This window comes from Nocardioides oleivorans, assembly GCF_004137255.1.
GTDB lineage: Bacteria > Actinomycetota > Actinomycetes > Propionibacteriales > Nocardioidaceae > Nocardioides > Nocardioides oleivorans.
This window is the reverse complement of sequence record NZ_SDWT01000001.1, coordinates 3,100,307-3,115,149: the sequence shown is the minus strand read 5'-3', so window position 1 is coordinate 3,115,149 and position 14,843 is coordinate 3,100,307. Positions and strand designations below refer to the sequence as shown.

Sequence of the window (14,843 nt, the reverse complement as noted above, 5' to 3'; positions counted from 1 at the left end):
CCATGACCTCCATCCTCGAGACAGACCCCGCGCAGCGCGCGATCCTCCAGGCGATGCTCCACGGCTCGACGGCCGTGGGCGCGCTCGACGACCTGTACTCCCACATCCAGGGCGCACCTGAGGAGTTCGCCGTCGTCGTCGGCCCCGGCATCACGACCGAGGAGGCGACCGGCTTCGCCCAGTGGGCCCGGGTCAACCGGCCCGACCTCGGCGTCATCCTGCTGCGCGACACCGTCGACGCCGGTGCCCTGTCCCTCGCGCTGCGCAGCGGCATGCGCGAGGTGGTCCAGAGCAAGGACCTGGCGGGCATCACCACCGCGGTCCAGCGGGCCCGCTCGGTCGCCAGCGCCATCGGCCAGACCATGCAGGGCGAGGCCCAGGCAGCCGCCGCCCAGGTGAAGGCGTCCATGATCGCCGAGGCCGAGGCCGAGCGCGCCGCCGCCGAGGCACCCCAGGGCAAGGTCTTCACCGTCTTCTCCACCAAGGGTGGCGTCGGCAAGAGCCTCGTCGCCGTCAACACCGCCGTCGCCCTCGCCGACCACGGGCACCGGGTGTGCCTGGTCGACCTCGACGTCAACAGTGGCGACGTGGCGCTCATGCTGCAGCTGACGCCCACCCGCAACGTCAACGACCTGGTCGGCTTCCGCGGGGGCATCGACGAGGGTGCGATCGAGTCGCTGCTGACGCAGCACTCCGACCGGCTCTCGGTGGTCGCCGCACCCGTCCACCTGGACTCCCCCGACCAGGCCTCCGGCGAGGAGATCGGTCAGCTCCTCGACGGCCTGCGCGCCATGTTCGAGTTCATCGTGATCGACACCTCGGGCGTCTTCGACGACCAGGCGCTCGCGGCGCTCGACCGCTCCGACAGCATCATCCTGGTCGGCACGCTCGACATCCCGGCGCTCAAGGGCGTCAAGCTCGCCACCAGCACGCTGGACCTCCTCAACTTCAGCCGCGACCTGTGGTCGTTCGTCCTCAACCGCGCCGACGCCAAGGTCGGCCTCACGCCCGCCGAGTTCGAGTCCACCCTCGGCCTGAAGGCCGACGCCACGCTCGTGTCGAGCCGCGAGGTGCTGGCCGCCGTCAACCGCGGCGAGCCCCTCGTCAACGCCTATCCCGGCAACGCGAACAGCAAGGCCCTCGTGGCCTTCGCCGCCAGCCTGGCCTCGACACACGCCGTGTCGGCGCCGGGCACCAAGCCCGGGCGCAAGCCCAGCCGTCTCCGCCTGAGGAAGAGCTGACATGAGCCTCACCGACCGCCTCGCCGCCGCCTCCCGCACGCGCTCGTCGGACACCGCCCCCGGCGCTCCCGCCGACGCGGCCGCGGCGCCCACCAGCACCACTCCCGCGAAGACCGTGGACTCCAGCGAGGCCAGCCGTCGCCGCGCCGCCGCCCGGACTACGTCGGACCCCTACAAGGACCTCAAGCGGGTCGTGCACGCGCGCCTGGTGAGCTCGCTCGGCCCGACGCTGTACGACGCCCACATGACGCAGTCCGACCTCGAGCAGCAGGTGCGGCTCGCGCTGCAGACGACGCTGGCCGAGGTGGACATGCCGATGTCGTCCGCCGACAAGTCGCGCATCTCGCAGGAGATCGCCGACGACATCCTGGGCTACGGACCGCTCGAGCCCCTGCTGCGCGACCCGGACCTCTCCGAGGTCATGGTCAACACCTTCCAGGACATCTACGTCGAGCGCAGCGGCAAGCTGGTCAAGGTCGACGCGACGTTCGCGGACGAGGCGCACCTGCGTCGCACCATCGACAAGATCGTCAGCAAGATCGGCCGTCGCGTCGACGAGACCAGCCCGATGGTGGACGCCCGCCTCCCCGACGGCAGCCGTGTCAACGCGATCATCCCGCCGCTCGCCCTCGACGGCTCCAAGCTGACCATCCGCAAGTTCTCCGAGGACCCCTACACGGTCGAGGACCTCATCACCTTCGGCACGCTGAGCCGCGCGTCGGCCGACCTGCTCGAGGCCTGCGTCCGCGGGCGTCTCAACATCCTGGTCTCCGGTGGTACCGGTGCCGGCAAGACCACCACCCTCAACGTGCTGTCGTCCTTCATCCCGACCGACGAGCGCATCGTCACGATCGAGGACGCGGCCGAGCTCCGGCTCGTCCAGGACCACGTGCTGCGCCTGGAGTCCCGCCCGCCGAACATCGAGGGCAAGGGCGCGGTCACGATCCGCGACCTCGTGAAGAACTCCCTGCGCATGCGCCCCGACCGCGTCGTCGTCGGTGAGATCCGTGACGCCGCGGCCCTCGACATGCTCCAGGCGATGAACACCGGCCACGACGGCTCGATCTCGACCCTGCACGCCAACACGCCCCGCGACGCCCTGTCGCGTCTGGAGACCATGGTCCTCATGGCGGGCATGGACCTGCCGGTGCGGGCCATCCGCGAGCAGGTGGCCAGCGCGGTCGACCTGATCATCCAGCAGACGCGTCTGAAGGACGGCACCCGACGCATCACCGCGATCACCGAGATCGTGGGCATGGAGGGCGAGATCATCACCACCCAGGACGTGTTCCTCTTCGACTACGCCGCCGGCGTCGACGAGCAGGGCAAGTTCAAGGGCGACCTCGCCTCGACCGGCCTCCGCCCGCGGTTCCTCGAGCGGCTCGCCGACCACGGCGTGCACCTCAACCCGGCCGTCTTCACCGTCGGCGCCAGCCGATGAACGTGCTCACCCGACGGATCGCGGGAGTCGCCGCGGGCGTGGTGCTGGCGATGTCGGCCGCGCCCGCGTGGGCGGCCGACGAGATCACCATCGACCACGTCGAGTCCGACGGCGGCGCGGTGAGCCTCCTCGTGTCGACCGACGAGCTCCCCGCCGGCACGACCGTCGACCCCTCCGAGGTCTACGTCGAGCTCAACGGCGGCGCCGTCGAGGCGACCGCGAAGCTCGTGGACCAGGGCGACATCGACCGCTCGACGGTCATCGTGCTGGACGCCAGCAACAGCATGAAGGGGCAGGGGAAGTTCGCGGCGGCGACCACCGCCATCAACGCGTTCCTCGACTCCGCGCCCGAGGACGTGGCGATCGGCCTGGTCGCCTTCGCGGGCGAGGTCACCACGACCCTGTCCCCCACCGTGGACCACGCGGCGGTGCGCCAGGCGCTCGCCGACGTCACGCTGGGCAAGGGCACCAACGTCTACGACGCCATCGTCGAGGGCGTGAAGCTGCTCGACCAGGACGGTGCGCGCAACCTGCTCGTCCTCTCCGACGGCGCGGACACCGGCAGCGACATGACGCTCGACGTCGCCACGATCGCCGCCCAGGAGGCCGACGTCGTCGTCGACGTGGTCTCCCTGGTGCAGGGCGCCAGGAGCGACGAGCTGTCCACCGTCGCCACGGAGACCGACGGCTCGGTCATCCCGGCCGACCCGGCGGTCCTCACCTCGGTCTTCAACGAGCGCGCGAACGCGCTCGCCCAGCAGCTGCTGGTCACCTTCGAGGCGCCTGCAGGCAGCGGCGCGGACGCCAACATCGACGTGGTGATCAAGGCCGACGGGACCGACTACCACGACACCGCGTTCGCCACCCTCGGCCCCGGGTTCGACGTCCCGGACGTGGTGACCTCCGGCAAGTCGCTGGTCGGCAACACGGGCATGATGGTCGGTGCCGGTGCGCTGGCGATCGGCCTGTTCGGCCTCCTCGCCACGGCGTTCATCAGCGCCGGCGACAACCGCTCGCAGTCGGTGCGCCAGCTCGAGGCGTACTTCAACGGCGCGGGCGGCGCCCAGGCCGGCAAGAAGAAGCGCAAGGCCGCCGCCACGACGGACCTCAAGGGCTCGGCCGTGTCGGTGGCCAACAAGCTCGTCAGCGCCGACCTCGAGACCAGGATCTCCCAGCGCCTCTCCGGCGCCGGATCGGCCCTCACCGCCTCCGAGTGGGTCCTGGTGCACTCCGGCATCGTCTTCGCGGGCGGCGTCATCGGCTTCATCATGGGCGGCATCGCGCTCAGCCTGATGCTGGTGCTGCTCGGTGCGGTCGTCCCGTGGTTCTACCTCAAGTTCCGCCACGGCCGTCGGCTCAGCCAGTTCAACGGCCAGCTCGCCCAGACCCTGGGCCTGATGGCCGGCGGCCTCCAGGCCGGACTCTCCCTCCCGCAGGCGGTCGACACCGTGGTCCGGGAGGGGCACGAGCCGATGGCCGGCGAGCTGCGGCGTGCCCTCGTGGAGCAGCGCCTCGGCGTCGACATCACCGAGGCCCTCGACGGCGTGGCCGAGCGGATGGAGAGCGACGACTTCTCCTGGGTCGTGATGGCCGTCCGGATCCAGCGGGAGGTCGGCGGCAACCTCGCCGAGATCCTCCACACGGTCGCCGACACCCTGCGCGAGCGCGAGTACCTGCGCCGCCAGGTGAAGGCGCTGAGTGCGGAAGGCCGGCTCTCGGGTTACATTCTGACCGGACTCCCCCCGCTGATCTTCTTCTACATGACCTTCGCGAACCCGGACTACGTCGCCCTTCTCTACACGACCGTGCCCGGTTACATCATCATGGCGCTGGCCCTGTTCCTCCTGGGTCTCGGTTCGTTCGCCATGGCCAAGCTCGCGACGGTGGAGGTCTGACATGGTGCTCTGGATCGGAGCAGGGCTCATCTTCCTGGCCCTCGTCACGGTGCTGTCCGTCTTCGGCGTGATCAGCAAGGAGCGGCGCGGCGTCGCCAGGTCGGTCGCGGCCATCCAGGCGATCGGCCAGTCGTCCCCCGACATGCTCAAGACCGAGCTCGAGCGTCCCTTCGCCGAGCGCGTCCTCGGCCCGCTCGGCGACCAGCTCGTCGGCACCGGCCGCAAGCTGGTGCGCGCCGACACGGCGCGCAAGCTCGAGTTCCGGCTCAACGTGGCCGGCAACCCGCCCGGGTGGGACGCCAACCGGCTCATCGGCCTGAAGGTGCTCGGCCTGGCCGGGTTCGGCGGCATCGGGTTCCTCTACCTCGCCGGCAGCGACTGGCCGTTCGCCCGGGTGCTGATCGTCACGGGGCTCGCGGCCGCCTTCGGCTACCTGCTGCCCAACATCCTGCTCTACAACGCCGGGCAGAAGCGCGAGAAGCTCATGCGCAACTCCCTCCCCGACGCCCTCGACCTGCTCACGGTGTCGGTCGAGGCAGGACTCGGCTTCGACGCCGCGGTCGACCGCGTGGCCCGCAACACCGACGGCCCGCTCGCCGCCGAGTTCTCCCGCCTGCTCCAGGAGATGAACATCGGCGTCGGTCGCACCGACGCTATGCGCGCGATGGCCGAGCGCACCTCGCTCGACGACCTCAAGTCGTTCTGCCTCGCGATGGTCCAGGCCGACAGCCTCGGCATCCCCATCGGCCGCGTGCTGCGCATCCAGAGCGCCGAGATGCGCACCAAGCGCCGTCAGCGTGCCGAGGAGAAGGCCCAGCAGGTCCCGGTCCGGATGATGATCCCGCTCATCCTCTTCATCCTGCCGTGCCTCTTCCTGGTGATCATGGGACCGGCGGCGATCCAGATCGCTGACACATTCGGGAACCAGTGAGCCGATGCGCCTGACCGATCTGAGGGACAGGACGAGGCCGTCGGGCGGGGTGCTCTACACGTGGCGTGTCACGACCGCCATCCGGGTCTTCGCGCTCGCCCTCGCTGCAGGCATCGTCCTCTCCGAGGGGCAGGCCGGCAGCACCTGGCCGCTCCTGGGAGCCCTCGGCGTCATCGCCGCCACCGGAGCGGCCCTCGACTGGACCCCCGAGCCCCACCGGGCCTCGTGGACCGCGGCGGCCGAGATGCTGCTCGCGGCCCTGATGCTCGGCAGTGCGGACGCCTCGGCGGGGTTGTACGCCTACCTCGCCGCACCACCGGTCCTGACCGGCGTACGCCACGGGCTGGTGACGACCGTCAACGTCACCGCCGTCGGCGCGCTGGGCGTGCTGGCCGCGGCAGCCGGTGCGGCGGGCACCGACCCTCGTCCGGCCCTGTCCGCCGCCGGCCCCTGGCTGCTGAGCGGCCTCGGTGCCGGCCTGCTGACCAGCTGGCAGTCGCGCTCGCTCCGCGACCAGGACGCCCGGCGCGCGCCCTACCAGGCCGCCCACCAGCTGATGGCCCAGCTCCACGGACTCGCCCGGCGGCGCGAGGTCGAGCTCGACACCGCCCAGGTCGCCGAGGACCTCGGGGCCGACCTGCGCCGCAAGACGGGCGCGGTCGCGTCCGCGGTCTTCTCCGGGTCCCACGAGGACGACTCGGTGCTCCTGTCCGGGTACGGCGACGTGTCGGCGCTCGACGCACAGATCAGGCTGCCCAGCAGCAGCCGCGCGCCGGACGTCCGCGTGCTGGCGATCCAGGGGACCGGCGGGGTCCTCGGCCACCTGGTGCTGGGCGGGGTGCTGCGCTGGAACGACGAGATCGCCGAGAAGGCTGCCGAGGTCACCGACAACTTCGCGCTCCGGATGGACACCGCGGTGCTGTTCGACGAGCTGCGCCAGATGGCCACCTCCGAGGAGCGCAACCGGCTGGCCCGCGAGATGCACGACGGCGTGGCGCAGGAGATCGTCGCGCTCGGCTACGTCGTCGACGAGATCGAGTCCGTGTCCGACGACCCGCGCGCGCGGGAGCTAGCCGCGTCGCTGCGGGCCGAGATCACGCGCGTGGTGAGCGAGCTGCGCTACTCCATCTACGACCTCCGGCACCAGGTCAGCGAGCACCGGCTCTCCGGCGCGCTGGCGGAGTACGTCCGCGACCTCAGCACCGGCACGGACCTCCGGGTCCACCTGACCTTCGAGGAGTCCGGTCCGGCCCTGTCCGGCCGGACCGAGGCCGAGCTGCTCCGCGTCGCCCAGGAGGCGATCAGCAACGTGCGTCGCCACTCGCGCGCGCGGAACCTGTGGGTGGGCTTCCTGACCGACGGCCGCACCATCGACCTCCAGATCGAGGACGACGGCATCGGCCACGCCGGTCCCAAGGACCGCCACTGGGGCCTGACCACGATGGCCGAACGGGCGACCGGCATCGGCGCCACCCTGCAGGTCGGCGACCGCCCCGGCGGCGGCACCCGCGTCCACCTGCACTCCGACCACTCCACCCGAGCCCGAGAGGGGAGCGCTCTTCCATGAGCACCACCGTCATGCTGGTCGACGACCACGAACTGATCCGTCAGGGGCTCGCCCGCGCCTTCGAGCGCGACGAGGACATGCACGTCGTCGGCCAGGCCGGGAGCGTCAACGAGGGGCTCCGGGTCTTCGGAGAGCTCACCCCCGACGTCGTCGTCACCGACCTCCAGCTGCCCGACGGGCACGGCCTGGAGATCGTCCGCGCCATCCGTGAGGGCAACGACGCCGTCGGCCTCGTCGTGCTCACCATGCACGCGGGCGACGAGCAGATCTTCGCCGCCATGGAGGCCGGCGCGTCCGCCTTCGTCGGCAAGGACAGCAAGTCCTCGGAGGTCGTCAGCGCCGCCAAGCACGCGGCCGTGGCACCGCGCACGTTCCTGTGCGCCGGCCTCAGCGCCGCGATGATGCGCCGTGCCACGGCTCCGGCCGCCCCGCGCCTCTCGGCGCGCGAGGAGGAGGTCCTCGAGCTGCTGGCGGAGGGCCTGGGCACCAGCGACATCGCCGGACGGCTCTACCTGAGCGAGTCCACGGCCAAGACGCACATCACCCACATCTACCAGAAGCTGGGTGCCGCGAACCGTGCCCAGGCGCTCGTCACCGCGATGCGGATGGGCCTGCTCCAGAGCTGATCCACGGGTGGACCATGCGCGGTGCGCAGAGGGTGGTCGCCAGATAGTCACATCGGACTACGCAGTCAGAGCCGAACACCCGATCCGCCGGCCGCGCGATTCGAGCAGAGTATTCCTCGACGGGTCCTCGTGGGCTCGGGACCTGCACCACGACTTACACATCAAGGGGAAAACAATGATCGAGAAGCTCCAGTTCATGACCATCATGCTCGTCAACGACATGAAGGCCAAGCGCGACGAGCGCGGCGCCACCGCCGTCGAGTACGGCCTCATGGTCGCCCTCATCGCCATCGTCATCATCGGTGCCGTCACCCTCCTCGGTGGCAACCTGAAGACGCTCTTCAGCAACATCGCGTCGCAGATCTGATCCAGGTCTCACTCGCACTTCGATGAGCCGGCGTCGTGGACTCCACGGCGCCGGCTCCTCGCATTCCAGGACGCTTCTAGGAGGAGGGATCCCCCGATGCTGCTGCTCCACAAGTTGCTGACGCTCCGCGCGGTTCGCGACGAGCGCGGCGCCACTGCTGTCGAGTACGGCCTCATGGTTGCGATGATCGCCATCGTGATCGTCGGCGCCGTCGCCCTGTTCGGCACGAACGTCAAGGCACTTTTCTCCGTCCCGGCCGGGGTCTTCACCCCCTGACCGAAGGACGCACCGCGACAGCACGGACGGCGTGGGGGCCGCCCGTCGGACTCGCACCGCCACCGAGGGCGACCGGTTCACCGGTCGCCCTCGATGCATGTCCGGACCACGACCTCGCGCCGGCTGCCCTCAGCGGGCGAGCGAGGCCAGCCGCGAGCGCCAGGCGCTCGTGAGGTCGGCCACCGGAAGCCCCCGTGCCCGCAGGGCGCGGTCCAGGGCGGCGCCGCCGGCCACGGCGTCGTACAGCGTCACGAGTCCCTGCTCCCCCAGCCGCTCGGCGACGATGCGGCAGGCGAGCCAGGCCTCCTCGTAGCTCGCCTGGAGGCCCGCCACCCGCGTGTCGAAGTCCGCCGCGTCCGGCAGCCGCCGCGGCTGCCCGTCGCGTCGTACGGCAGCGATCGCCCGCCCCAGGGTGGTCCGGTCGGACAGGCCGGTGTCTCGGAGCGCGACGTAGTCGGCGAAGCCCTCGAGCAGCCACGGCTCGAGCGGCGTGCGTGCCGCGTCGACAGCGAGGTGGGTCAGCTCGTGGCTCATCACCACCTGCGCACCCGCCGGGCGCAGGCCGTCGGTCACGTCGGGGTTCACGAAGACGTGGACCGGTGCGTCGTCGCCGGTCCCCTCCCCCGCGGTCGCGGTCACGCCGGCGATGGCGGCGTACGTCCCCGGGCCGGCGCCCAGCGTCTCGTCGAGGTCCGCGGCGCTGGCCGGCACCTCGACGACCGCCCGGCCGCGCCAGCCGGGCAGGACGCGGCGTACGACGTCGGCGCCGCGCCGCGCGCGGTCCGCGACGGCACGTGCCTGCGCCCGCGCGCCGTCGACCATGACGAGGACCCCCGACCCGCGCACCACCGACAGCCGGCCGCGCAGCCAGAGCGGCGTGCGCGTGCCGGCCGCACCCGCTGCCCCGAACGACGCGATGCCCAGGCCGTCACCGGCGGGTGCGAAGGTCGCGACCACGTCGGCCGACGACGGCTCGGCGTCGAACCCGCCGAGCTGCCAGGTGAGCTCGACGACGCCGGACCAGCGGCCGCCGGCGTCGACGGTGCCGACCTGGTCGACGTAGCGCGCGGTCACCCCGTCGAGGTCCAGCGTCTCGGCGTTGTCGGCGATCCCGGCGAGGACGTCGGTCGCGGTCGCGTCGTCGGGCGGCGCCAGCGCGGTCAGCGCGTCGCGGTCACGGGACCCCACGGCGGCGACGAACGACGCGAGCGCCTCGGCCGCCTCGGCGGGGCTGGCCCGGGGCGCGTCGACGGGCCGGGTGTCGACCTCGTGCCGCCCGTCGCGCGTCAGCAGGACGGCGACCAGCGCCACCACCAGGCTCAGCGAAAGGCCGGCCGCCCACAGGAGTGGACGGCCGGCCTTCGAGGACTGCTGGTCAGCCAGGGCGGACCGCGCCGACGTAGGGCATCGAGTAGAGGCCCGAGACGGTGACGCCGGCACCGGGGTTGGCGGCGTGGACGATCATGCCGTTGCCGATGTACATGCCGACGTGGCTGATCGGGCTGTAGTAGAACACCAGGTCGCCCGGCTGCAGGTCGCTCGCGGCGACGTGCGGACCGGAGCCGTACTGGGCGCTCGAGGAGTGCGGCAGCGACACGCCGGCCTGGGCCCAGGCGCGCATGGTGAGGCCGCTGCAGTCGAAGGCGCTCTCGCCCGCGGCGCCGTAGACGTAGGCGTCTCCGACCTGCGCCATGGCGTACTGGATGGCGGCGGCCGCGCGGCCGGAGGCCGGCACGTCGCTGGGCATCCGGACCGAGCTGCCGCGCGAGGCCAGGATGCGCTCGCGCTCCTCGGCCTCGAGGTCGGCGAGCAGGTCCTTGGCCTCGGCGAGCTTGTCGTCGACCGTCTGCTTGTCCGTGCTCAGCTGGTCGGTGAGGTCGGCGATCTCCTTCTCGCGGGCGTCGGTGGCCTCGCGACGGATCTCGAGTGCCTCGAGCTCGGTGTCGTAGCTGGTCAGGAGGGAGGACTGGAGGTCGTTGAAGGACGACATCGTCGACAGCGAGTCGAGGAAGGCGCCCGGGTCCTCCGAGACCACGATCTGGCCGACGGTCGAGATGCCCTCGCCCTCGAGCTGGCGCACGACGGCGTCGGAGGCCTGGTCGCGGACGACCTCGAGACGCTCGTCCTGGCGGTCCTGGTCGGCCTCGAGGCCGGACAGGTCGCTGCGGAGGTCGGCGAGGTCGAGCTCGGCGTCGTGCAGGCGCTCCTGGGCGGCCTCGGCCTCGTGGTAGAGGCGGTCGACGCGTGCCTTGACGTCCTTGATGCTGGGGTCGGCCTGCGCAGGTGTCGCAGGCACGAATGCGATGGCAGCGATGGCGACGAGACCGAGCACGGTCGCGCCAGCTCGCTTGCGGGTGTGAGCCACGGAGCGGGGGTTCTCCCTCAGGTGTCGTACGCCTACCAGGTGAGCTGACGGGTTCGGCACGACGTGTCCTACCCCTGCTCCACGCACCGCTCGCGCAGTGCGCCTCGCAGGGGATTCACCCCAGGGGGAAGTGTGGTTCCCCGGCTCATGGACCACGGTGATGCGGGGGCATGGTCCACGACTCGGCGCGACCTCCGCGCGGGCCGGGTGACCCACTTCCACGGAAGCCAGCCCACAGACTAGACGGCTGGTGGAACCCTCGCCAATCTTCGCGACAACTGGTCACCAGCTGGTATCGGCAAGATCTCGGCAAGGCGGACCGCCGCCGCGCGACCCGCCCTCACGCCGACTCGATCACCGGACCGTCCACGGGCTCGACCAGGCGCAGGGGCGGGACCAGCCCGCCCGAGGCCAGCACGTCGAGCGCCGCCATCTCCTCGTCGTCGATCATGAGCTCAGGTGGCGGTCCGAGGAGCACCGTCACCACGCAGTCGTGGCAGTGCAGGCCGCGCACCACGCAGGTGTCGCAGTCGATCCGTGTCGTCATGTCCCGAACGGTGACAGGCCCCACCGACAGTGGGGCGGCGCGACGGCGGAGAGGCGGTTCTGCGAACGCCGGCCGGCTGCTCCACCTACCCTGCCACCGTGACCGTCGGCGGCCTGCGACCCCACTTCCCCGTCGCCGTGGCGTGGCTCTACGCGATCATGCTGGTCTGGGTCACCGTGGACATCACGTCCGACGTCGGTCCCGGTCACGACGCCCATGCCTACTGGCGGGTCTGGCAGGTCCCCCGCAGCGAGGTCTACGCGACCACGCCGGGCTACCTCGACGCCTTCAACTACTCCCCGGCCTTCGCCCAGGCGATCTGGCCGCTCGCCCAGCTGCCCTGGCCGGTCTTCGGGACGTTGTGGTCGCTGGGAGCCCTGTTGGCTTTCGTCTACATGCTGAGCCCGTTGGGCTGGCGGCTCGCCCTGCCCCTGGTCCTGTGCTGCGCCCAGGAGATCGTCAGCGGCAACATCTTCTGGGTGCTGGCGCTGGTCGTGGTGGCGAGCGCCCGTCCGGGCGCAGGGCCCGCCGGCGCCTCGTGGTGGTCGGTCGTGCTGCTGACGAAGGTGACCCCGGCCCTCGGTCCCCTCTGGTACGCCCTGCGTCGCCAGTGGCCGCAGCTCGCGTGCAGCGTGGGGGCCACCCTCGTGGTCGTGGCGGTCTCGGCCGCGGTCTCGCCCGACCTGTGGCGCGACTGGACCGCCTTCCTCCTCGACAACGCGCAGGGCACGGCGGGCGTCGGGTCGACGGCTCTCGGTCCGCTGGCGGTCCGCCTGCCGATCGCCCTCGCGCTGCTCGGGTGGGGCGCCCTGACCGACCGGGTGTGGACGCTCCCGCTCGCGATGGCCCTGGCGACACCGGTGGCGGGACCGGCCGCGTTCACCATGCTGGCCGCCATCCCCCGGCTCAGGAGACCGGTCGAGCACCGGGAGCCGGTCAGGGAGCCGGTCAGGGAGTCCTGATCCGGCAGGTCCAGCCGTCCGGGCACTCGACGACCTGCAGACCGTCGATCCCGGCGACGACGTCCTCCGCCCGCGTCCCCTCCCTCGTCACCACCAGGTCGGACTGCTCGACCGCTCGGAGCATCCCGTCCTGGCCACCGAGGAAGTCGAGGTACGCCGCCTGGTCGGCGTGGCTGAACGCGTCGAGCGGGTTGCTGGCCCACAACCGGACACCCGCGACCGCCAGCGACTCCGACAGGGGCACCGGAGCCAGGACCACGACGTCGTCGCCCGAGGACCGGGCGAGGTCCGCGACCCGGTCCACGACGTCCGGCCCGGCGACGAGCACCGAGGACCCGCGCGACGCGGCCAGGGGCAGCGCCACGGCCAGCGAGGCGGCCACGGCCAGCACCATTCCGACCCGGGTGGGGGCCGGACGCTGGTCCGACCCGTCAGGGCGCTCGGCCCGGTCACTGGGGTCTCGGGGCGCCGGCGCGAGCGCCACCAGCAGGAACAGCAGCCACACGCCGTGCCTGGCCGCGCTCGCCGTCGCCAGGCACAGCCCCGCCACGGCGACGTACTCCCACAGCGGGCGGCGGGCACGCACGAACAGCACCAGCAGGAGCGCCGCGACGACCAGCATGAGCACGTCGAAGGGCGCGGAGAGCGACGGCCGGGCCCAGAGGCCCTCCGCGCGCTCGGCCGCGACATTGTCGAAGACCTGGGCGTAGTAGCGCGGCGTGTGCCAGCCCTGGGGTGTCGCGCACAACGCCGCGAGGCTGGCGATGCCGACGGCCACCGTCTCCGCCGGACGCAGCCGCAGCCGGTCGACGACGAGGTAGGCACCCAGCACGCAGGTGCCGAGGAGGGCGGCACCGTGGAGGTTCCCCCACACGGCGACGAGCGGGACGGCCCACCAGATGCCGCGGTCCGGGCGGCGATGCTGGCGTACGACGAGTGCCAACAGCAGCGCGAACGGGACGAGGGAGAGCGTCTGTGCGCGGACGATGCCCAAGGTCGCGAGGCTGCCCATGACCAGCGAGCCGACCGCGCCGGCGACGACCGGGTCGGAGGCACCGCGCGCGCGGGCGGCGGCCGCGAGGGTGGCCAGCGCGACCGCGACCGCGACCAGATGGGCCAGGACCGGCACGCGGGCGCCGGCGGAGTGCAGCAGGGAGGCCACGAGCTCGGCGAGGACGGGGACGTTGTGCCAGCCCGAGGTGTCCACGGCCGCGTAGGGCACCGACTCCGGGACGGCCCCGGTGCGGCGGATGATGTCGCCGAACGCCACGAGCCAGTCCCAGTCGCCACCGATCGACACGAATGCCGCGAGCAGCGCGACGCCGGCGACGCACGCCGATGCGCTCCACGCCCACTGGCGGGCGCCCGTGAGCAGCGAGGTCATCCGACGAGGCCGATCAGCGCCGCCGTCGGCACCACCCGCGCGCCGGCGCGGGCCAGGTCCCTGGCGAGCGCCTGGTCGTCGGTCACCGTGACCACGACCCGGCCGCGGGGCTCGGCGGCCACCAGCTGCCGGATCACGTCGTCCGCGATCACGCCCGACGGGCTGAACACCACGCGCACGCCGCGCGGGGCCGGCATCGCGGTCCGGGTGGTGGACTCGGCCGCGTCGAACACGACCGTGGTCTCCGCACCGGACCGTGCGACCAGCGGACCGAGGGCGGCGACCAGCCGGCTGCGCTGGGCCTCCAGGGTCGCGCTCGGCCAGGCCGCCTTGGTGACGTTGTAGCCGTCGACGACCAGTCGGGCACGCGGCATCGCCAGCACCTGGTCGAGCAGCGCGGGCGTGGCCGGGGCGCTCGACGTCGGCGCCGACTCGATGCCCGCGAGCTGGGCCTCCACCGCGTCGGCCGGACTGCCGTCGACCGCGGCGAGGCCGAGCTCACGACGCAGGCCGGTGGCGGACTCGACGACCGCGTCGAGCAGCAGCCGCGCCCGGATCGTGGCCGCGTCGCGCTCGGACCGCACGTCACGGCGCTGGGCCGCCAGGCCCGACTCGGCCTCGTCGAGCTGGGCCCGCAACCGGCGTACGTCGGCCTCCGCGGCCCTCGCGGTCGCCGCTGCCGCCCCCACTGCCTCGTCGCGGGCGGCGAACGCCTCGTCGCGGGCCTGCTCGGCGGCACGCAGGACGCCGCGGGCCTCCCCGAGCCGCTGGCGGAGCACCTTGTGGTCGCCGCGGGCCGCCTCGAGCTCCTCGCGGTGCGCCGACCGCAGCGTCGCGACCTCTGCCTGGAGGCTGACGACCTGGGCGGTCAGGCGGGCGACCTCGGCCTGGTGCTGGTCGTCGCGCGCGTCGTCGCGGCCGAGGTCGACCGCGACGGCGTCGACCGTGGCCTCCCAGCCCTCGTCACGCGCCAGCCACGCGCGGGCGGCACCCTCGACCGGGTCGTCGCCCGCCGGGATCGCCGACACCTGCACGGCGGCGCGGTGGCGGAAGTCGTCGTCGGCGAGCGCCTCCCAGATCGCGCCGCCACCGAGCCGCGCACGGCGGGCCGGCGCGAACGCCGCCACCTTGCGCAGCGACGGCGGGACGGGGGTGACCGAGGGCAGCACCGCGGAGACGAGCGCGACCACCCGGAGGCGGAGCCGCTCGGGCAGGTCTGCCGGCGCTGTCACGGAGGGTCC

At 72.5% G+C, this 14,843-nt stretch carries 14 protein-coding genes and 1 riboswitch; of the genes, 9 read left to right on the top strand and 5 right to left on the bottom strand.

The features are described 5' to 3' along the window. The first annotated feature begins 2 nt into the window (after nucleotides 1–2). The 8 genes from EUA93_RS14915 (at nucleotide 3) to EUA93_RS14880 (ending at nucleotide 8,344) form a co-directional block, all read left to right on the top strand. Nucleotides 3–1,241, top strand: a complete 1,239-nt coding sequence (locus tag EUA93_RS14915) for a CpaE/TadZ family protein (protein ID WP_129400851.1) — start codon at nucleotides 3–5, stop codon at nucleotides 1,239–1,241. 1 nt (nucleotide 1,242) lies between these two features. Then, nucleotides 1,243–2,682 (top strand): TadA family conjugal transfer-associated ATPase, encoded by a 1,440-nt coding sequence (locus tag EUA93_RS14910; protein ID WP_129400850.1) that lies wholly within the window; start codon nucleotides 1,243–1,245, stop codon nucleotides 2,680–2,682. After that, nucleotides 2,679–4,577: a type II secretion system F family protein gene (locus EUA93_RS14905; RefSeq protein WP_129400849.1), complete on the top strand. Its 1,899-nt coding sequence runs from the start codon at nucleotides 2,679–2,681 to the stop codon at nucleotides 4,575–4,577. The genes EUA93_RS14910 and EUA93_RS14905 overlap by 4 nt, the downstream gene beginning before the upstream one ends. Nucleotide 4,578: 1 nt before the next feature. Next, nucleotides 4,579–5,508 (top strand): type II secretion system F family protein, encoded by a 930-nt coding sequence (locus tag EUA93_RS14900; RefSeq protein ID WP_129400848.1) that lies wholly within the window; start codon nucleotides 4,579–4,581, stop codon nucleotides 5,506–5,508. 4 nt (nucleotides 5,509–5,512) lie between these two features. Beyond that, nucleotides 5,513–7,075, top strand: a complete 1,563-nt coding sequence (locus EUA93_RS14895) for a sensor histidine kinase (RefSeq protein WP_129400847.1) — start codon at nucleotides 5,513–5,515, stop codon at nucleotides 7,073–7,075. After that, complete coding sequence (locus tag EUA93_RS14890; RefSeq protein ID WP_129400846.1) at nucleotides 7,072–7,701, top strand: response regulator transcription factor; 630 nt, start codon at nucleotides 7,072–7,074, stop codon at nucleotides 7,699–7,701. Before EUA93_RS14895 ends, EUA93_RS14890 begins: the two co-directional genes overlap by 4 nt. 175 nt (nucleotides 7,702–7,876) lie before the next feature. Beyond that, nucleotides 7,877–8,068, top strand: coding sequence for a Flp family type IVb pilin (locus tag EUA93_RS14885; protein WP_207208694.1), 192 nt, complete (start codon nucleotides 7,877–7,879; stop codon nucleotides 8,066–8,068). 96 nt (nucleotides 8,069–8,164) lie between these two features. Continuing rightward, a complete protein-coding gene (locus EUA93_RS14880; protein WP_129400845.1) occupies nucleotides 8,165–8,344 on the top strand; it encodes a Flp family type IVb pilin in 180 nt (59 codons plus the stop codon). A 129-nt stretch (nucleotides 8,345–8,473) separates the two neighbouring features. On the opposite strand, the gene EUA93_RS14875 is transcribed toward EUA93_RS14880, so the two are convergent. The 3 genes from EUA93_RS14875 to EUA93_RS14865 all read right to left on the bottom strand — a co-directional run bounded on the left by EUA93_RS14875 (nucleotide 8,474) and on the right by EUA93_RS14865 (nucleotide 11,256). After that, nucleotides 8,474–9,658: a gluzincin family metallopeptidase gene (locus tag EUA93_RS14875; protein WP_129400844.1), complete on the bottom strand. Its 1,185-nt coding sequence runs from the start codon at nucleotides 9,656–9,658 to the stop codon at nucleotides 8,474–8,476. Nucleotides 9,659–9,719: 61 nt separating this feature from the next. Then, nucleotides 9,720–10,640 (bottom strand): C40 family peptidase, encoded by a 921-nt coding sequence (locus EUA93_RS14870; protein ID WP_242497387.1) that lies wholly within the window; start codon nucleotides 10,638–10,640, stop codon nucleotides 9,720–9,722. An 83-nt stretch (nucleotides 10,641–10,723) separates the two neighbouring features. Beyond that, nucleotides 10,724–10,887: riboswitch (cyclic di-AMP (ydaO/yuaA leader) on the bottom strand. A 162-nt stretch (nucleotides 10,888–11,049) separates the two neighbouring features. Next, the gene (locus EUA93_RS14865; RefSeq protein WP_129400842.1) at nucleotides 11,050–11,256 is read right to left on the bottom strand and encodes a hypothetical protein; all 207 of its coding nucleotides are present in this window, start codon (nucleotides 11,254–11,256) and stop codon (nucleotides 11,050–11,052) included. A gap of 98 nt (nucleotides 11,257–11,354) precedes the next feature. Between EUA93_RS14865 and EUA93_RS14860 the strand changes: the two genes are divergently transcribed. After that, nucleotides 11,355–12,218, top strand: coding sequence for a glycosyltransferase family 87 protein (locus EUA93_RS14860; RefSeq protein WP_129400841.1), 864 nt, complete (start codon nucleotides 11,355–11,357; stop codon nucleotides 12,216–12,218). Here EUA93_RS14860 and EUA93_RS14855 read toward each other — a convergent pair. Both EUA93_RS14855 and EUA93_RS14850 read right to left on the bottom strand, forming a co-directional pair. Beyond that, nucleotides 12,205–13,602, bottom strand: coding sequence for a hypothetical protein (locus tag EUA93_RS14855; protein ID WP_129400840.1), 1,398 nt, complete (start codon nucleotides 13,600–13,602; stop codon nucleotides 12,205–12,207). The genes EUA93_RS14860 and EUA93_RS14855 overlap by 14 nt on opposite strands. Further along, on the bottom strand, nucleotides 13,599–14,834 hold the full coding sequence (locus EUA93_RS14850) for an NYN domain-containing protein (protein ID WP_129400839.1): 1,236 nt from the start codon (nucleotides 14,832–14,834) through the stop codon (nucleotides 13,599–13,601). The genes EUA93_RS14855 and EUA93_RS14850 overlap by 4 nt, the downstream gene beginning before the upstream one ends. Nucleotides 14,835–14,843 lie beyond the last annotated feature (9 nt).